The 19391-nt window shown below is 54.3% G+C and carries 16 protein-coding genes and 2 pseudogenes; 12 read left to right on the forward strand and 6 right to left on the reverse strand.

The window, feature by feature from the left end; translation table 11 throughout:
- Nucleotides 1-78: 78 nt before the first annotated feature.
- On the forward strand, nt 79-951 hold the full coding sequence (locus IPP35_01290) for an acyl-CoA desaturase (protein MBL0057774.1): 873 nt from the start codon (nt 79-81) through the stop codon (nt 949-951).
- A gap of 223 nt (nt 952-1174) precedes the next feature.
- Here IPP35_01290 and IPP35_01295 read toward each other — a convergent pair whose 3' ends face one another.
- The 4 genes from IPP35_01295 to IPP35_01310 all read right to left on the reverse strand — a co-directional run bounded on the left by IPP35_01295 (nt 1175) and on the right by IPP35_01310 (nt 4411).
- Complete coding sequence (locus tag IPP35_01295) at nt 1175-1699, reverse strand: hypothetical protein (protein ID MBL0057775.1); 525 nt, start codon at nt 1697-1699, stop codon at nt 1175-1177.
- Nucleotides 1700-1719: 20 nt separating this feature from the next.
- The gene (locus IPP35_01300; GenBank protein MBL0057776.1) at nt 1720-2247 is read right to left on the reverse strand and encodes a hypothetical protein; all 528 of its coding nucleotides are present in this window, start codon (nt 2245-2247) and stop codon (nt 1720-1722) included.
- Between the two features lie 143 nt (nt 2248-2390).
- Nucleotides 2391-2867, reverse strand: a complete 477-nt coding sequence (locus IPP35_01305) for a hypothetical protein (GenBank protein MBL0057777.1) — start codon at nt 2865-2867, stop codon at nt 2391-2393.
- A gap of 227 nt (nt 2868-3094) precedes the next feature.
- Nucleotides 3095-4411, reverse strand: coding sequence for a DDE-type integrase/transposase/recombinase (locus tag IPP35_01310; protein MBL0057778.1), 1317 nt, complete (start codon nt 4409-4411; stop codon nt 3095-3097).
- Nucleotides 4412-4548: 137 nt separating this feature from the next.
- Here IPP35_01310 and IPP35_01315 point away from each other — a divergent pair, with 137 nt between their 5' ends.
- From IPP35_01315 to IPP35_01355, 9 genes and pseudogenes are all read left to right on the forward strand, one after another.
- Nucleotides 4549-4977 carry a rhodanese-like domain-containing protein gene (locus tag IPP35_01315; GenBank protein MBL0057779.1) on the forward strand — a complete coding sequence of 143 codons (429 nt, stop codon included), beginning with the start codon at nt 4549-4551 and terminating at the stop codon, nt 4975-4977.
- A 74-nt stretch (nt 4978-5051) separates the two neighbouring features.
- Nucleotides 5052-6343: pseudogene (locus tag IPP35_01320) on the forward strand (anaerobic sulfatase maturase).
- A gap of 168 nt (nt 6344-6511) precedes the next feature.
- A complete protein-coding gene (locus tag IPP35_01325; GenBank protein MBL0057780.1) occupies nt 6512-8320 on the forward strand; it encodes an arylsulfatase in 1809 nt (602 codons plus the stop codon).
- A gap of 6 nt (nt 8321-8326) precedes the next feature.
- A complete protein-coding gene (locus IPP35_01330) occupies nt 8327-9313 on the forward strand; it encodes a transporter (protein ID MBL0057781.1) in 987 nt (328 codons plus the stop codon).
- A gap of 49 nt (nt 9314-9362) precedes the next feature.
- The gene (locus tag IPP35_01335) at nt 9363-9815 is read left to right on the forward strand and encodes a hypothetical protein (GenBank protein MBL0057782.1); all 453 of its coding nucleotides are present in this window, start codon (nt 9363-9365) and stop codon (nt 9813-9815) included.
- A gap of 27 nt (nt 9816-9842) precedes the next feature.
- On the forward strand, nt 9843-10202 hold the full coding sequence (locus IPP35_01340; GenBank protein MBL0057783.1) for a hypothetical protein: 360 nt from the start codon (nt 9843-9845) through the stop codon (nt 10200-10202).
- A gap of 49 nt (nt 10203-10251) precedes the next feature.
- The gene (locus IPP35_01345; protein MBL0057784.1) at nt 10252-10557 is read left to right on the forward strand and encodes a hypothetical protein; all 306 of its coding nucleotides are present in this window, start codon (nt 10252-10254) and stop codon (nt 10555-10557) included.
- Nucleotides 10558-10630: 73 nt separating this feature from the next.
- The gene (locus IPP35_01350) at nt 10631-11068 is read left to right on the forward strand and encodes a hypothetical protein (protein ID MBL0057785.1); all 438 of its coding nucleotides are present in this window, start codon (nt 10631-10633) and stop codon (nt 11066-11068) included.
- 84 nt (nt 11069-11152) lie between these two features.
- Complete coding sequence (locus IPP35_01355) at nt 11153-13564, forward strand: arylsulfatase (protein MBL0057786.1); 2412 nt, start codon at nt 11153-11155, stop codon at nt 13562-13564.
- A 6-nt stretch (nt 13565-13570) separates the two neighbouring features.
- Here IPP35_01355 and IPP35_01360 read toward each other — a convergent pair whose 3' ends face one another.
- Nucleotides 13571-13933, reverse strand: coding sequence for a hypothetical protein (locus tag IPP35_01360; GenBank protein ID MBL0057787.1), 363 nt, complete (start codon nt 13931-13933; stop codon nt 13571-13573).
- 961 nt (nt 13934-14894) lie between these two features.
- On the opposite strand from IPP35_01360, the gene IPP35_01365 reads away from it, so the two are divergent.
- Together IPP35_01365 and IPP35_01370 are read left to right on the forward strand one after the other, a co-directional pair.
- The gene (locus tag IPP35_01365) at nt 14895-16259 is read left to right on the forward strand and encodes a right-handed parallel beta-helix repeat-containing protein (GenBank protein MBL0057788.1); all 1365 of its coding nucleotides are present in this window, start codon (nt 14895-14897) and stop codon (nt 16257-16259) included.
- 136 nt (nt 16260-16395) lie between these two features.
- Nucleotides 16396-18213 carry a PQQ-like beta-propeller repeat protein gene (locus IPP35_01370; protein MBL0057789.1) on the forward strand — a complete coding sequence of 606 codons (1818 nt, stop codon included), beginning with the start codon at nt 16396-16398 and terminating at the stop codon, nt 18211-18213.
- Here IPP35_01370 and IPP35_01375 read toward each other — a convergent pair.
- Nucleotides 18119-19278: pseudogene (locus tag IPP35_01375) on the reverse strand (Fic family protein). The gene IPP35_01370 and the pseudogene IPP35_01375 overlap by 95 nt on opposite strands.
- Nucleotides 19279-19391: the final 113 nt, after the last annotated feature.

Genomic DNA, 19391 nt, shown 5'->3' on the forward strand with positions numbered 1-19391 from the left:
CGAATAACCTTTCACACGAACGAGCCGGACGCCTAATGAGTGTCCGGGCTTGAAATATTCGGCCCAGGATGGAAAATTATGTCACAGGCAATAAATAGTGATTTGACAGTGGGTGTCGTCCATGCTCCCGAACGGTTTCGGGGCCTGGTGAACCTGTTGGCGTTTGGCGGCGTTCACTTGGTGGCTATCGCGACCCTGTTTGGGCCAATCAACTTGAAGTTGGTGGGAATTGCGGTCTTGTCATTTCTTGTTCGCAAGTTTGGGATCACGGGGGGGTATCACCGTTATCTCTCCCATCGAACCTATAAAACAAGCCGTTTCTTTCAATTTATTTTGGCGTGGGTTGGGTGTTCCGCCGCGCAAAAAGGCCCTCTTTGGTGGTCTTCCCACCATCGGGTCCATCACCAAGAGTCCGATGGGCCCCGGGACCTTCACTCGGCGGTGCGGGATGGGTTTTGGTGGGCCCATGTGGGCTGGGTGTTGGATAGCCGATACGATTACACCGATTACCGGGTTGTTCCGGATTTGGCGCGGTTCGGGGAACTCCGGTGGCTTAACAAGAATTCTCTCGTCCCCCCGATGCTTCTGGCGGCCCTGTGTCTCCTGTTGGGGGGCGTTCCAGGGTTGTTGTGGGGGTTTTTTGTAAGCACGGTGGTCCTTTGGCACACCACGTTCTTCATCAATTCCGCCTGCCATTTGTTCGGCCGCCGCCGGTTTGAGACCCGGGACACGAGCCGGAACAGCGCGATCCTGGCGATCCTGACGTTGGGGGAGGGTTGGCACAACAATCATCACTATTACCCTTCCTCTGTCGCCCAGGGATTTTATTGGTGGGAAATTGACGTGACCCTTTACGTCCTCCGTTTTCTGGAAAAATGTGGTTTGGTGTGGGATCTCCGTCGGCCGCCCGAGAGAATACTGGCCTTGGGGAAATCCCGGACGACCCCATAAAAGGGTTTACTTTAGCGTTCTGAAGCGAATTGTGTAGTTGCCCGATTTATCGGGCGATCGTTCCCGATGGAGAGAATTCCGCCCGGATCCAGAGCGCCCCATAAATGGGGCAACGACAGGACTTTGCGAACAGGAACTGAGGGCACTCAATCCCTTAAGGCTCCCATAAAAAAGGCCCCCGAGCGATTTCTCCCGGGGGCCTTTCTCTTGAGGATAAAACAGATTACTTGATTTTTTCGCCCAACAGCGGAACGCTGGAGAGGATGCTGACTTTGATGGCGGAGCTGATGAAATCGTCCGCCTGCCAAAAGCGCCCGGCCACCGTCGCGTTGACTTTCTTAACGAGCTGGGCGGCATACTTTTTGCGGAGGGAGAGTTCTGTGGATTGGACTTTGTAGGAACTCGCCAACAGGTCCGTGACTTTCTTGTCCGACATCGTGTTGAAGTTTTTCGCATACTCGGCGATGATGTTCATCCGGGCGTCGGTCACGCCTTCCCGCTCTTTTTCGAAGGCGTTATAGACGTCCCAGAAGTTGCTTTTCATGGCGGGGTCTTTCAACAGGTCTTCCATGGCGGCCGTGAAGACCTCCCGGCGCTGGGTGGTGACGGCGTAGCGGATCATCTCAGGGCTCAAAGTCACGTTCACCTGGGTGACTTCAGTCGGGGCTGTACCTTTCATTTCCTCTGAGTGAATCACGGCTCCGGTCAGAGCCAGAGAAAGGACGGACAACAACAGTTTTTTACGCATCGTGTTTCTCCTTTCGTGGGTTAGAATGAAAGCGAAAAGGTGATTTCGGGGTAATTGGATGTGCAGGAATCGTAAACCTTTTCGTCGCAATCAACGAGCTTCTCGGACACCCCGCCGAACCCCGCGTAGGCGTTTCCCCCGAGAGACATGTAGGCGCCGTAGCGCCCCCCGTAGGAATTGAGGTCTGTTAAACCGCTGTAAATCGTTCGCCGGTAAAAGGCGCCGACGTAGGGCCAGAACCGTTCAATCCCTGAATAAATGTAACGGATGCCGGGCGTCACCTTATAGATTTGAGGGTCCGCTCCCACCCAGGCTTCCCCATCCAGACCCAACTCGAGGCCTCGCGCCAGGAAATAGCCGAGCCCAAGGCCGGCCACCATATAAGTGTCACCGGATCCTTGGCCCGATCCCACGGACAGGGATCCCCGCCAGCGATGGGCTTCGAAAAGCGTGGCGCCCGCCGTCACCGATCCCGCCTGGAGAGAAGAAATCCCCGCCATGGTCAGGATCAACCCCACCACGGCCCATCGGGTTGTTCGTTGGGTCATGGGGTTATTTCCCGTTTTCCTTTGATTTCGGCGGAGCGGGAAGAAGTCCCTGTTTGGTGAGTTGGTTTTAACCACGCTGGCTACATCGTCGATGAGTTTGGGAATGGAGCCCGGCTCCACGCTCTCCGTAGTTCCGGACCAAATCAGTTTTCATCAACGGCCGAGAATATGCGGGTTTCCAGCTGAAGGATTTTCCATTGGACCACGGTGGATTCCGACATGTAGGTCCAGGAATAAGAATAATGATCCCACAGTGGAGAATAGGTGGGAGCTCCCATCACTTCTTTCTCTTCCCTAAAACCCAACCAACGGAGGAGGACCACTCCGTCGAAACCGGCGGCTTGGATGCGGGCTTTGGAGGCCGCGGGGTCTTTCACTTCGGCTTCCGACAAAACGCTGTAGGCCGGGGTGGCTTTGGGTCCGATTTTCGCCGCCATGGCGTCTTCCGCGCTTCGCCGTTCCGTGTCGCTGGGGGCCACGGCCACCACCAAAATCTTGTTGAAGTGGATGGGTTGCGCCTTGAACTCCGGGTTGGCCCAGGATTGAATCATCCGCGTGTTGTTGAGGGAACATCCCGCTAGAAACCCCAAAAGGACAAAGAGTGAAATGAGCGATTTCATTTTAAAAACCTCCGACGATGATGCAAAGTGGAACGCTGGAACGTTCCCCGCCTTCTGGGTGGATTATACAAATACACGGGGGGGGAAAGGAGATCGACCTTGGGGCGCTCCCTTTAAGGCCACCCATCCATTCGCTGACGTTTCATCGTCCGAGCGTGTCAACTCATTTGAAAATGTTACCGAAGGATGATTCGTCAACTCATTAGAAATGTTACCGGAGGGCATGGTCAGAGGGTTTCCAGGAAGCGCTCCTTTTGTAGGTTTATTTCCAGTCGTTTGACTGGGTTTTGTGAATCGTCGTGCCATGTGGGAAGTGTGGATGTGGGGGCCTTGATGGGAGATTCGAGTCTGCGGAGTTTTTTGCGACCCCACGCCGGGTGGAACTTGGGCTTTGGAAGAGGGCCTTTGAAGACGAGGCGTTGGATGGCCAAGAGTTTTTTGTCGATCACTTCCGATAGGGCAAAGGGATCGAGCCCCTGAATCTGATCCCGGAGGGTTTTGACCTTCACCGGATCGCTGTGGGGGGAGGCGAGAACCCTCTGCCACGGGGATTTTGGCGCTTCGTGGACGCGTGTCACCCGTGCGCCGCGCTTGATTTTCTTGAGCAGTTTGACGGAGGGCTGGAAGACGTTTTGAAACAGCCGTAGCTCGTTGCGGTAGAGGTCGTTGATGGCGTGGAGAGCCTGCTCGGAATCGAAGCGCGCGTAGCCCAGAATTTTGCGAACGTGGGTCCAGTTTTTCTGCTCGATATGGGCATTGTCGTTCTTCTTGTAAGGCCGACTGCGGGTGAAGTAGATTTTTCTGTCCTGACAGAAGTGGAGCAAGGAGATGTTGATGAACTCGCTGCCCCCGTCGGCGTCGAGGCCCTTCAGAGGGAAGGGGAGGGCGGTTTGGATGTCGGTCAAGGCCTCGACGACGGCGGCCTGTCCTTTGTTGGGGATGGCGCGGCGCTCGGTCCAGGTCGTGTGGAGGTCGGTGGTGTCCAGGGTCGAGAGGAAGGGACCCTCGCTGGAAGAACCGCAGTGCGCCACCGTATCGATCTCCAGAAACCCCGGTCGGCGGACGTCCCAAGCCTGGGTTTGGATGGGGATCATGTGTTTGAGGAGCGTCCCCGGTTTTGTGGTGCCGTAGGTCCGGCGACGTAGGCGGAGTTTGACGTCCGCCAACAGGCGGTCGATGGTGGCGGGGCTGACGGCGAGAAGTTGCTCTTCCTGGGCGGCGGAGAGCGGGAATCGTTGCCGGATCCAGGGCATCCAGGTGGGGAGAGCGGCTTTGAGCCGCGCGGACCACAGGTAATACGAAGCCTCCCAGACGGCTTCGAGAACCTTCACCATGTAGCCTTTGTAACGCCGTTGACGGCCGTTTCGGCGCGGGGGCGGGTTGGCCGATGGCACCGGCCCGTTGAGCAAGCGAATGGCGTGTTTTCTGTGGCATCGGTACGTTTGGCAGAATTCGTCCAGAATGACTTTCTTTTGCGTTCGATCGGCTTTCTGATACCGGGGATGAACTGTTTTCATCAATGTGTGCTTCCATGCTCGGTCCATGTCCTCCTCCTACCCCAATAAACAGGGGGAAGGCACGGTAACATTTCATATGAGTTGACGATCCCGGCTTCGGTAACATTTTAGATGAGTTGATTCGCCGAGGTTAAGCGCGAGGCGAAAACTTATACAATAGAGGCATGTCAATCAACGGGCGCATCCGGGCGATGTGGGTGGTTGTATGGACGTTGGCGGGGTGCGGCGCCAAGGCCGACCCCTTCGTCGATGTTTCGGCCCCCGAATCGGCCAAGATTCTCGAAGACTCCGCCACGTTTTTGTTGGACGTTCGAACGCGGGAAGAATATGGCTCGGGCCATCTCGCCCAGGCCACTCTCATCCCTTTGCAAGAGCTTGAACAACGATTAGCGGAGCTCCCGCCTCAAAAAGACCGGCCCTTTCTGATCTATTGTCGATCGGGGAACCGGTCTGTTTCCGCCGCGCAGATACTCGCCAAGCATGGCTACACAAAGGTGTTCAACTTGAAAGGCGGGATCAAGGCGTGGGTCCAACACAAGTTTCCGGTGGAAATGAAGAAGGGCAACGAGACGCCGGGCTTGCGAAAAGAGTGATGACCCCAACCTGAAGGTCCCGGAAGGGCTGTTTCCCAGGTCCCCGTCTCCTTGAAATTCTTGAATAACACACGATGAACCCAAACACTTTTAATAAATACCAAATGCCGGGAATCCTGGGCGCCCTGGGACAGCGGCGGTTTCATGTCATGGCTAAACCGGCGGGGTCCACCTGCAATTTGGATTGCAAATATTGTTTTTACCTTAGCAAAGAAAGCCTTCCCGGGGGCCCGGGGCGGGGCGAATGTCGGATGAGCTCCTTGAGAAATTCATCAAGCAATACATCGACGGCGTCACGGGGGAGGAAGTTGTTTTCAGCTGGCAAGGGGGGGAACCCACCCTTCGCGGTTTGGACTTTTTCCGTAAAGTCGTCGATCTCCAGAAGAAATACGCAAAACCCAACCAACGCATCGAAAACGATCTCCAAACCAACGGCACGCTTCTCAATGAGGAATGGGCGGCTTTTTTGAAGGAGCACCGATTTCTGGTGGGGCTCAGCATTGACGGGCCTCGGGAACTTCACGATCTTTACCGCGTCACCAAAAATCAACGTCCCACCTTTGACGCGGTTTTCGGGGCGGCCAAACTTTTAATGAAGCACGGAGTTCCCTTCAATACCCTCACCTGCGTCAACCGAATCAATGCCAAACGTCCCAAGGACGTCTATCGCTTTCTTCGCCAAGAACTGAATTCAACCACCATTCAGTTTATTCCCATCGTGGAATACAAGGGCTTTGAAACCACAGCTCCCTACACATGGGATTCCGACAAACTTCCCAAAGACGGCGCGCCCGAGGCGCGCCCGGGCCATCCTCAGTCCATCGTCACGGACTGGTCCGTGGATCCCTATGACTGGGGGGATTTCCTCATCGGCGCTTTTGATGTGTGGATTCGCAAAGACGTGGGCAAAGTGCTGGTCAACCATTTCGAGACGCTCGTGGCACAACATTTGGGTCTGCCGTCCCAGATGTGCGTATACAGCGAGATCTGCGGAAAAGGCGTCGCCATCGAACACAACGGCGACGTCTACGCCTGCGATCATTTCGTTTACCCAGAATATCGAACGGGCAATATTCGAAACCGGCCGCTGTCAGAGTTGGTGTTCTCTCCCACTCAGGTGAAATTCGGATATGCCAAAAGCGAAATGCTTCCCGCCTTTTGTCGAAAGTGCTCTTATCTCAATGACTGCTGGGGCGAATGTCCCAAGAACAGAATCATTCGCACGGAAGACGGCGAGCCGGGTTTGAATTATTTGTGCCGAGGTTTTAAAAAATATTTCAAACACGCGATTCCCAAGGTGGAAAAAATTGTTCAGCGAATAAAAGCATCGCCGACGGCGCCCATCCCTCGAATGGAGAGGCAATAAGGGAGTCATCGGTTGAAAGCGAAATAATATTGAACCATTCAACAACGCGAACACCAATGAATGGCAAGCGAGTTGGCGCACGTGTTGCGAGGAGCGTGTGAAAGATGTAGATCAGTTATGACGTTTGGGCCCAATAAGAAATGACCGCCAACAGGAGATAACTTTATCATGACCAACACTCGTGCACAAAACGTCTTGACCGCTGGTTTGATGGGCGTCATTGCCTCGGGGGCCGCGTCCCATCCCGCCACCGCCGCGACAAACGACGGGGCCAAACGCCCGAATATCGTCCTCATTCTTGGGGATGACCTGGGGTATTCCGATATCGGCGCCTTCGGAAGCGAGATCAAAACCCCCAACCTTGACTCGCTGGCGAAAGAAGGCCTTCGTTTTACGCAATTTTACACCCATGCCACCTGTTCCCCGACGCGGTCCTGCTTGTTGACGGGTGTGGACACGCACCTCAACGGGATGGGCAACATGGACGAGTGGACTGCCCCAAACCAGATGGGGAAAGAAGGCTATGAGGGTTATCTGAATGACCGCGTCGCGACCATGCCGCAACTTCTCAAAGATTCCGGCTACCACACCTATATGGCCGGCAAATGGCATTTGGGGAAAGCACCCCACCTAATCCCCGCGGCGCGCGGGTTCGAGCGCGACTTTTCACTCCTGGACGGCGCCGGGTCTTACTGGGACATGAAGAACTTCACGGCGTATATGCCGAAGTCGGTCTACACCGAGGATGGCCGTTACCTTAAAAAGCTTCCAAAAAACTATTACGCCACTAAGACATACACCGACAAAATCATCAGTCACATCGAATCAAACCGTGGCGATGGGAAACCTTTCTTCGCCTATGTCTCGCATCAGGCTCCCCACGACCCCTATCATTTGCCCAAAGATTGGCGTAACCGCCACGTGGGCGAATACGACAAGGGGTGGGACGCCTTGCGCGCATCCCGCCTCAAACGCCAGAAGGAGCTTGGTCTCTTGCCGGAGGGCACCGAACTCTCGGAGCGCATGTGGTTTGTTCCCGATCCCAATCTTCTGGCCCCGGCCTCGCGCGCCATCCTGGGCAAAAAGATGGAGCTGTACGCCGGGATGGTGGAAAACATGGACCACCATGTGGGACGCCTGATTGATTATTTGAAGAAGATCGGCGAATACGACAACACGATCTTCATCGTGTTCGGCGACAATGGCGCCGAAGGGACGGACCTTTTCCAAATGATCGCCGGCACGCCCGGCACTCGGGATTACCTCTTCGCCTCGATCCATTGGTCCCAAACCCATCCCAACGCGTGGGGCGACCCTGGCTCCTACGTGGGGTATGGCCCCATGTGGGCGCAGGTGTCCATGACGCCTTTCAGCCAATACAAGGGATATATGGGGGAAGGCGGGATTCGCAACGCCTTGATTGTGAGCGGCCCAGTTGTCAAACGTGAAAAAGGAAGCATCAACAACGGAGTGATGAGCGTGGTGGACATCATGCCTACCCTGCTGGAAGTCGCCGGCGCCTCGTATCCCAAAACCGTCAACGGCCAGGAGCTCCCGCCGTTAATCGGCAAATCCTGGACAAAAGTTCTTTCCGGCAAAGAAGATTCTCCCCGGTCAAGCCAGGATTATTTGGCCTGGGAGATTTTTGGCAACCGCGCGATTCGGCAGGGCGACTGGAAATTGCGCTGGCAATACAAACCCTACGGCACGGAGGAATGGGAATTGTTCAATGTGGCCAAAGACGTCGCGGAACGCCAAGATCTCGCCTCCCAGGAACCCGGCCGAGTCAAGGCGCTCGTGTCCCTGTGGGACGACTATGTCAAAGCCAACAACGTTATTCTACCCAACCGCGTGATGGCGGAGGGCATGGTCAAAAAAATGCCGGACCGCTACCCTGTGGAAGCGGGCTATCCGCCTCTTATTTATAAAAAACAGTTCGTGCCGCCGGCCGACATGATGTCCGATCCAAAGGAGTAAACGTCCATGACCACTCACCCTCGTTCAACGCTTAAAATCAAAACGGCGTTCACCGCGCTTCTATTGTCCGGCCCGATGCTGGCGCAGGCCCTCGTGCCGCCGCGCTTCTACTGGAAAAGCCTCGCGGGAGCCAACGCCGTGCCGGTCATTTCTCAACACTTGAACGGCAACGCCAACCCTCTTGATCCGGCGCACGTTGTTAACGCGAACGCAAGCATCGATGCGGATATTAATGTGGTCGGTTTCGCGAAAATGTTGCCGGTGTTCGACCGCACGCTGACCGTGGCTTTTTTGGAGCCCATGGGCCGTATTTCCAGTACCGCCATCGTAGGCCCCACCACGGTGGTCGAAACCGCCTCTGGGTATGGGGACCCGATGCTGGAGCTGGGGTTGAACATCATCGGGCCTAAAGCCATCAAGAACATTCCCGACCTCCTGCGTTATGAGCCGAAGTTTTCTCTCGACGTGATCCTCGACGTGGCGGCTCCTCTGGGAGAGTATGACAGCGAGCAGGCAGTAAATTTAGGCCAAAACCGCTGGTACGGCCGGGTGGGCGCGCCCCTCGTCTGGCAAATCGGCCCCTGGGTCCCTGGACGACGCACCACCTTCGAACTTCTTCCCTCCGTTTGGATGTTCACGGACAACACCAATTACGTGAACGGTAAAAAATTGAAAACCGATCCCATGTTTCAATGGGAAGCCCATTTGACGCGGGATTTTACGGATAACTTTTGGTTTTCCTTGGATGGGAACCAGATGACGGGTGGCAAGTCGACGGTGAATGGGGTGGAGGGCACATCGTTGAACAATTTAGGCGTCGGCCTCACGCTTGGGTATCAGATTACGGACAACCTGTCTCTCACCACCGCCTACATGTCCACGATCAACGACAGTTCTCCCAGCGACCTCAAAATGGACGGGGTCACTTTGTCCCTCACCTACGGGTGGCACAAAATTGTGGAAGGCCAGAAACGGTTGCATTCCGGCCATTAAAATGAGAACGCGTCGCTTACCTGGGTTTCTTTAAGATAATAGAGCCGTTGTGAAAAAAATAATTATTGGGAATGCAACGTTTGTCTTTATCCTTCCTTTTCTGGTGATGTGTTTGGGATGCAAAGAAAAGGCTTCGGACAGCGCCCAACGCCTTCAGCTGGAAATGGATAATTCAAAGGCGTCGATCACGAAAACCATTAAAGATTCTGACCGGGCGGACAAGATTATTGCCCTTTCCGAAAAGCTGGCGCCGTTGTTCCGGGAAATGGAAGCACAACAGTCGGTCTTTCAGAAGGAGTGTTTGGCTTCAATCGAGAGGTTCGAGACCACGCCGGCTGATTTGAAAATGCTGACCGAAAATTACCGCGAAAAACGCGGGGCGTTGAGAAATGAGTGCTTGCTTATTCGTCAGCAAATGGCGGAACTCATGACGGACGAGGAATGGAAGCGGCTCCTTTCTTCGCGTCAGCGATTGCTAAAACAAGTTTTTAACTCTTTTTAAAGCAGGGGACCAATGATTTGGGCCTTATTGGCGATTCTTATTTTTGGTGGGGGGAGTTCGGCTCCATTTCTGCATGCCACGAAAATCGTGAAAAAACAGCAAAAACAAATCTTGCTTGACAAGGTCCGGGAAAAGGAGGCCAATCAATCGCTGAATAACATTAAAGGATTGTACAAGGAATATCAGAAATCCGGCCGCGAATTGGCTTCGCCGTTTGAATCTGTTGTTAAACGCCGAAACGCGTCGACGGAAGAGTATCTGGATGTTTTACGCAAGTTCGACGATGCCGAAAAATCCTGGGAGGATAAAAATTTCCAGGCATTGATGGATTACAAAAGCCATTTTAGCCCTTCTGAATGGGCGCTCCTTTTCAAAACCTTCAAATAATGGTTTTATGATTGAAATTACGCGGCTCGGTGTGATAAGGGGGAAAGAGATGATTAAACGACTTGCGATGTTCACTTTTGGAATGGGTCTGGTCGGGTTGACGATTTGGTCCAGTCCCCTTTCGGACGCAAAGACACCAGCCACAGCGCAAAATAACCCAAACGCGTGGCGTTTCGACATCACTCCCTATTTCTTTGCCGCGGGACTGAACGGAACGACCGGTGTGAACTCCGTGACCGGCGATGTCGATATGAGTTTCGGCGACATTCTCGAAAATCTGGACGCGGGGTTCATGGGTTTGATCGAGGCGCAACGCGGGCCCTGGTCGTTTGCCTTTGAAGGGGTGTATTTTTAAATTAAAGGACGAAAAGACCCGCTCCTGGCAGGGGCCCATAGGCAATTCCAATAGCGGCACTCTGGAAGCCACGATGACGGAAGAAATTTATCAGTTATCCGCGGGATACCGTGTGGTCGACAAAAAGGGGTCGGTGGACGTGATCGGCGCGGCGCGCGCCACCACCATTTCTGCGCGGCTAAACCTTGCCGCCACCACTGGCGCGGACTTATTGCCTGATGGAAGTCGTAGCGTTGACGGCCGTGAAAATTGGTGGGACCCGGTGATCGGCGTTCGGGGTCTCTACCCGCTGGCGAAGAAGTGGACGGCCGTGGGGGCCGCGGACATCGGCGGGTTTGGCGTCGGTTCCGACCTCACCTATCAGCTCCTGGCGGGAATCAATTGGCAGTTCGCCAAAAGCGTTTCCGCTAAGTTCGGTTATCGAACCTTATACCAGGATTACGAAAAAGACGGTTTTATCTGGGACATGACCGCAAGCGGCTTCTACCTAGGAGCGGGGTTTCAGTTTTAATTCTCTATCGTTCCCGACTTGTTTTTAATAGGATGGTTCTATCGACGTGGACGGCATAAAACGACAGTTCGTGGAGGCAAGCCCATGCAATTTAAAGAAAAAACATTAACCCGAATTGGCGCCTGGGTGTCGGCGGGGTCGCTACTTTTGGGGAACGCGGCTCCGGTCGTGGCCGCCAAAACCGAAAATCAGGACCCGCTCGATCGCACCATTCTTCCACTGCGCGAACCCGTTTATCCGACCAGCCGTGTGCTGGATGTGCGGAACGCCACGCCGCCGACTCATTCGGCTGTTCAACCGCCGGCCGGCGCGCCGAACGTTATGGTGGTTCTCTTGGACGATTTGGGGTTTGGCGGGACGAGCGCCTTTGGCGGGCCGGTTCCCACGGAGACATTCGACCAGATCTCCCGCGAGGGTTTGCGGTATAACAACTTCCATACGACCGCCGTGTCTTCACCTACTCGGGCGGCTTTGAAAAGCGGGCGCAATCATCACGTCAACAACATGGGCGCTATCATTGAGACGGGCACCGCCTTCCCCGGGAACACTGGGCAAATTCCCGCCAATGTGGCGCCGTTGGCGGAGATGTTACGCTTAAACGGCTACGGCACCGGCGCTTTCGGCAAGTGGCATGAATTGGCGGCCTGGGAGGCGAGCGCGTCTGGCCCCTTTGACCGTTGGCCGACGCGGCAAGGGTTCGATAAATTTTATGGATTTCTGGGAGGAGAGACCAATCAGTGGGCCCCGTTTGTGTACGACGGGACCACCGCCGTGGAGCTTCCTGAAGATCCCCAGTATCATTTCATGGCGGACATGACGGACAAAGCCATCTCCTGGATGAAGTTTCAAAAGGCCCTGGCGCCGGAAAAGCCTTTCTTTATGTACTTCGCCCCCGGCGCCACCCACGCGCCCCACCATGTGCCGGCTGAGTGGATTGCGAAATGGAAAGGCAAGTTTGACGGCGGCTGGGATGTCCTCCGCAAAGAGATTTTGGCTCGCCAGATCAAACTCGGCATTGTGCCCAAGGGAACCAAACTGGCGCCCAAACCCGACGCCATTCCGGATTGGGACAAATTGACGAAAGATCAAAGAACGCTGTTCGCCCACCAATTCGAAGTGTTCGCCGCCTTTTTGGATTATACGGACCATCACATCGGACGTTTGATCAAAGCGGTCGAAGAGACCGGCCAAATGGATAACACGATGGTGGTCTTCATTTATGGCGACAACGGCACCAGCGCCGAGGGCGGCGCCAACGGAATGTTCAGTGAGATGACTTATTTTAACGGCGTGCAGGAAAAAGTGGAGGACATGCTGAAAGTCATGGACAAGTGGGGCGGGCCCGAAACCTATCCCCACATGGCCGCGGGCTGGGCCGTCGCCCTCGACACGCCCTACACCTGGACCAAACAGGTCGGCTCCGATCCGGGCGGCACAAAAGTTGGCATGGCCATCCGCTGGCCCCGTGGGATCAAGGCAAAAAACCAAATCCGTTCCCAATTCGCCCACGTGATTGACGTGGCGCCGACGATTCTTGAGGCGGCGGGGCTTCCGGAACCCAAGGTGGTCAACGGCGTCCCGCAACGTCCCATGGACGGGGTGAGTATGCTCTATTCCTTTAACGATCCCAAAGCCAAAGAGCGTCACACCACTCAATATTTCGAAATGTTCGGAAACCGCGCCATTTACAACAACGGATGGTACGCGCGCACCATTCACCGCGCCCCTTGGGAACCCAAACCCCGTCGCCCGCTGGCGGATGACATCTGGGAACTCTACGACCTGCGCAAGGACTTCAGTTTGGTGACCGACCTGTCTAAAGCCAATCCCAAAAAGCTGGAGGAACTCAAAGCCTTGTTCATGCAAGAGGCGGAAAAGAACTACGCCCTGCCGATCGACGATCGCGTGTTTGAACGGATCATCGCTTCCAACGTTGGACGGCCGGACCTCATGGCTGGCCGTACGTCGATCACCCTGGCCGAGGGGATGGTGGGGATGACTGAGAACACATTCCTCAACATCAAAAACCGCTCAAAAACCATCACCGCCGAGATTGACGTTCCCACGACGGGGGGGCAAGGGATCGTCATGGCCCAGGGAGGACGGTTTGGGGGCTGGGCGGTTTATGTGAAAGACGGGATTCCGGGCTATGACTATAACTTCCTGGGGATGCAACGTTTCACCGTCGCCGGGAAAGAAAAATTAAAACCTGGCCCCGCCACCCTGCGGTTTGAATTCGCTTACGACGGGGGAGGCGTTGGCAAAGGGGGGCTGGGCACCCTCTACGTTGATGGGAAAAAAGTTGCGGAGGGCCGAATTGAGCGAACCCAGCCGGCCATCTTCTCCGCCGACGAAACGGCGGATGTGGGGATTGATTTGGCCTCGCCGGTGGTGGAAACCATCGGCGCGGAGCGGGCATCCAAATTCACCGGAAAAATCAACCGCGTGACGGTGGAGGTGGCCCCTCTGCCCGACCCCGTTTCAAAGGGGAAGTAGGGGGGGCTAAAGATCACTACTTTTTAAGGAATAGCTGGTGCTTCGTCCGGCGGCCGAGTCCTTTGCTAAGATGCCGTGGTCCACAAGTTCAATAATATTCCGTTGAGCCGTGTCCTGTGAGCACTTGGCCATCTTTGCCCATTTGGATGAAGAAAGTTTTCCTTCAAAAGTTCCGTCCAGGAGTTTTTTCAACATAAACCGTTGACGCTCCTTCAACCCGAGATGGGCATAGGTCTTCCAGAACTGGTCCTTTCTGAACACAGCGGCCAAGGAACCCTCCGCCCCTGCAATGGCTCGATCCAAGCATTCCAAAAACCAATTCATCCACTCTGTTATATCCAACGGGCCTTTTTGGGTTCGCTCAAGCACATCATAGTATTCCGTGCGCTCACGGCGAATTTGCGCGGACATGCTGTAAAATGGTGTGGTAGCATATTCGCCGGGCTCAATTCGAATAATGGCGTATTAACAAAACAAATGTTAAACTTTAAAAGTGAACTTTAAAAAAGCGGTTATTTTGGCGATTCTTATGGGAACAGTTGGCCATTCCGCTTTTGGACAGGACGTTCCTCATGGTTGGTCTCTCAGCCTCAACGTGCCGGGGGTTGGGGTGCGCTGGGTGGGTCGTGCCCTGGGAGTTGAGGCCCGGGTCCAGAGCCTTTCGTCTGCGGGGGAACGCACCTCCTTTGCCGGACTTCGCTTTTTCCGTTTCTTTTCCCTGTCCTCACGGCTTCATTGGTACCCCGGGATTGAAACCGGCATTTTTCGATACGAAGACAGTGGTGTGACAGCGAAGGGGGGTGTCGTGGGTGCTTTTATAGGTGTCGAACGGGCCCTCACCGATCGTCTCTCATTAAACATCGATGCCGGCCCTTCCTACGGCCGCGCTGACGCCGGGGGTGGTGTCGAGGGTTCCACCTTAGACCTCGCGATCAATACATCTCTCCAATGGCATATCGGACGACGTCGATCGTGAAGAACCGTTTCTTTCTGTTGTTATTGGCGGCCCTCCCTGCGACAGCGGCGCAATTTGGCACCGTCGGCGTCGCCCGTCAAGCCGGACGGGAAGCGCGCGACAAAACACTCGAGAACCCTCCCGCGTCCCCCGCGTATTTTGTCGACGCCAGCCTGGGGGATGACGGGGCCTCCGGCTCTTCCAGTGATCTCCTTGGAAAACCCTCGCACGGGTAGCGTCCGCTCCCCTTCCCTCCGGTACGGTGGTCTACCTTAAGCGCGGCGAAACAGGTGCAGAACAGCTCACCGTCCCGTCCTCGGGTTTACTCTCGACGCCTATGGCACTGGCGCTGCGCCAAGAATTGACGGCTCCCGCATGCTTGCGGGTTGGACCAGCCTTGGCTCGGGGCTCTATTCACAGGCGGTTCTTCTTTCCCCAGGCGAGGCGTTGGGCAACATTTCCGAGAATGGGACACTGATGGCTTTTGTCCCTTGGAACACGGATCCGACAACCACCTTCGCGGGCCAGTCGGTGGGAACGTATGCGTTCGATTTCGCTCTGTCAACGATTTACATTAAACCTGCCGCTGCTCCCGCGGGTTCTGTTTACAGGGCCAGCGTCAAGATCTTCGGGGTTCTGGCCGCTTCCAAGAGCAACATTGTCATTCGAAATATCCATATCACCCGGTTCAGTCTCAACGGCGTGCTTTTCGAAAATTGCCGTGGCTGCTCTGTTTCTTCCGTTGAAATCTCGGATGGGGGCGGGGCTGTTATCGCCCCAAACCCGGCCGCACCCCCGACCTATATTTACGCCGGTAACGGCGTCGAGTTCGACACCAATTCTTCGGAAGGGTCTGTCACCGGGGTAAGCGTATTCCGGGTGTTTGACAGCGGCATCTCTCCCCAAACCTTTCACAGCAACAACACGGTTTCGGGAATTGACATTCGGGACTCGACCATCGACCGTTGCGGTTTCGCTGGGGTGGAAATCTCGGTCCTGAGCAACGGCGGCACCACCGGCAGTTCGATCACGGACGTCACTGTCGCGGGAGTCCTCGTTGCCAACACCGGTCGCGGCTGGTCCGGCCGCCGCTATGGCACGGAGGGTCACGGCATCCGCGTGATGGCCGATGCCGGAGCGGGCACCATGTCTGGAATCCGGTTGGAGCGGTGCACGATCAGCAACTCCATTGGGGATGGCGTTCGGTTGGTCGGCAACATCGGCGGAGTTCTCCTGCACCGGATGAACGTTAAAATTAACGACCGTGGCATCGCCGTTGCCGATCCCACAGCCACCTCGCTCAGTCTCACTTTAACGTCTTCACTTATCCACCAAAACGGTCAGGGGGGGCTTGTTTACAACGCGCCTACGGCCGCCGGCCTACGCGTCTTTCAAAACACTTTTTTTAGCAACCCACCCATTCAGCTCGCCGTCTTCAACCAAGCGGGCGAAGCCCGCATCCAAAATAATATATTTCATACCACAGCCCCCGTCACCCACCTGTATTCCAGTGGGGTCCTTGTGGCGCCCGTCATTGACAACAATTGCTACACCGAAATGGGGAACATCGTGGGATACAACGGAACTCCTTACGCCTCGGTCGCTTCCTTTCGTTCCGGAACGGGGTTTGAAATGAACGGTGTCGGGGGCGATGTGGACTTGACGAACCCGATCGGTGGCGATTTCTCCCTTCAGCCTACCTCCGATTGCCGGGGCTCGGGGCGACAGGGTTGGGGGTAACCGCGGATTACATCGGCGGGGCCTTCGCCTCACCCCCCTCAAGCGGCGCTTTGGAATATCGCTAACCTTCTCCAATATGGAACAGGGATTCACACCCAACATGGGAAATAGAGTATCCTTGACGCTATTCTGTCTCATGATTTTCATGGCTTCTACTGGAAAGTGCGAATCGCCTGTCAAAACGTTCAAACTACGAAAAAAAATTTCACTGTCGGTAAAAGAGAGGATTCCCAAACCAAAACCGACTAAGGTCTCCATTGTAATTGAAGAAGTAAAGGTTCAGCAGTGGGATCCTAATACAGAAGGGGATCGCCCCCATTTCCCCTTTAATAACCCCGTTACCGCTGTAGAGATTCATGCGACCTTTTATTCGACCATTATATTGCCTGAGGGGTATTTTCCTCGACCCCCAAGCCTCAGCTTCCTTTCCGATGATGGGAGTCCGACCTGGGAGGGGAAATGTCGCCTGTTCCCTCTTTCAAAAGAAGACAGAGCTAAAGCGAGGTACGGACCCCTGGAGGGTCCTAGGTCTTCTGCAGATTATTATCATCGAGTGTATGTTCAATCGGGAACTCGACGATTGGTCCTGGTAATTGGTGGTAGTTTTGAAAAACATCCTCCCTATCTCCTTATTGACATAGAAACCGGAAAAACTAAATTCTGTTTTACTGAGAAACCTCCATACAACCCCAAAAAAATCAAACCGGGCCTACCACCCCCCGCTGAACCGACCGCTCTTTGGACTTTTCCCACAGCAGACCAGATGGATCCTCCACTTCCTTCGGATTCATACCCTGACGGTTTGGCAATACCCTTTATGGCAGCCCCTAATGGCACCACCTTTGTCGAAAGATGGAATCCCGCGCGAATTCAGTGCCTTGATGGGGAAACTGGCCGCGTCCGTTGGGAATATCCATTGCCCGGCAGATTGGACAATTTCGGCAGGCCTCTCGAAGGAAGATATGACTCGGACACCCTGAAATTCGTGACAGGAATTGGTGACATTCTGATTAAAGAAGGATTTAGATCGTTGGTGTGTCTGTATAATGAAAATGGCACACGCAAATGGGAGGTAAAGGCCGAGCCATCAGAGTTTGCCAACTTCGAGATCGATGGGTTGCTTCTGTTTGGTGATGAAGGGGAGGTTATTGCACTGTCAGCACAAACAGGCACTGAGATCTGGCGATGGCGATGGGGAATTGAAAAACATGGGGAATTGCAGATTGGTCCTGCCATAGGACTTGGCATATATAATCAAATGGCTTTGGTGGGAACACATTCAGATTATGGGCAAGATAACTCTGGAAATGGGCAGTTTATCTTAACAATGTTGAGGGCAACGGATGGGACAGTGATTTGGCAAAAGGAAATATTAGATAACTATTGTATGGTGAGATGGTTTTCAAACAAGCGATTATTTATTCATAACGCTAATGAACCTTTTATACAAGAACTTGATCCAAATACTGGCAAAATGCTTTGGTCAAATCCGCGTCCGGAGAATGTCGGCAGCGCTAAATTGCAATGGTTTGATTGTCTGGGCAATCTCTATTTTGATCACCAAGTTCCGTCTCATGTGCATGCGCGTTTGCCTGGCGAAAAGGATTGTGAATGCTGGAAACTTAATTTTTCAAAATACATCGACGGAAAAACGCTGCGATCTATCGATAAAATTCCTGATAACGTTGAAGTGCAATACATTAATGACCATCTCTTAAGCGATAACGGTGTTGTAAATTTGTCCCCGGGAAAGGGACGAATCCAAAGAAACGACACAGGATCCATTTCAAGGTTCCCGACTGAATTGATCCGCAAAGTTCCAACCAGATTTGACAATGTCCTACGGAGGGTTCGGTTGACTAACGGATTTGCCTGTATTTGTTTACGGAGGCGGGGATCGTGGGCAGGACGAGATGATACGCGGTGGATCTTCCTTGGGGTGAGGCCGGTTTAAGAATTCCCACGGACACAAGGTGGGCCAATTCGCGGAAGGCGGTTGCGCGACTCGCTCGAGTCATTCCCACGAATTTGCGTGTGGTCATTCCACCGGCAAACCCCTCTGGCTCACAATCCAACATAGCGTTCAGCGCCTTTCGTTGACGAGGGCTTAATTCAACAGCGGCGTGGTCTTGCCAAAACCGGGCTTTTGTCAGAATCGAGCTCAGGAGACCGTCGGAGTTTCGAATGGCGTCCGCGAGGGTGGTCAGGAACCAGAGGAGCCAGGGGGTAATGTCAAGAGACCCTTTTGAACAGCTTTCAAAACATCGTAGTAGGAGGACCGGTTATCCATGATGGCCGTGGACATGGAATAGCAACGCCGTCCCGATTTCTCATCTTGCGCAAGGGCTGTATCCGTTAACGCTCGAGCAATTCTTCCGTTGCCGTCCTCAAACGGGTGGATGGTCACAAAATAAAAATGACCCACCCCAGCCCTCAGAAGCCCATCCGTTGAAAGGGAGTCTTGGTTCCACCATTTTAGAAAGCGGGACATTTCGAGTGGAAGGCGGCGTTGGGGGGGGGCCTCGTAGTGAATTCGTTCATGGCCCAGGGGGCCCGAGACAACGCGCATCGGTTCAGTTCCCCGCCATTGCCCCACCCGGATCTTATGAAAACCCGAATAGCCCGTAGGAAAGAGAGCCGCCTGCCACCCTTTAAGGTGTTTGGCGGTTAAGCGATTATTGAAATGAAGAGTGGCGTCCAACAAAACATCCACCAGCCCATCGATCGAACGGGCGGCACGCGGCAGTCCCGCCGTGGGAAGGCCCAACCGCCGCGCCACCGATGACCGGACAGCCGCCGGATCCAACAGTTCTCCTTCAATGGCCGCGGTCTTGATCGCCTCAGCCGTCAAAACGCGGGATTCCGATTCCTTTGCCAAATCAATCCCGAGCCCCGACATCTTTTGCAAAAGGGCCCCCTGGACCAATCGAACTTGAGACAAGGAAGAAAGCAAAGACTCCGCTTTCCATGTAAAAGTCGGCCAATCCGGGGATTGCCAAATGTAACGTAAACGCTCCATAATGTGAAGCGATTATAGCTCCCAATCGCCTCACGCGCAAGGTCTGTTACGTTTTTTTAAAAACCCCCAAAAATATTGATTAGCTGATCGTTAAATGCCAACATCTTGTTTAG

Source organism: Elusimicrobiota bacterium (genome assembly GCA_016721625.1).
GTDB lineage: Bacteria > Elusimicrobiota > Elusimicrobia > FEN-1173 > FEN-1173 > JADKHR01.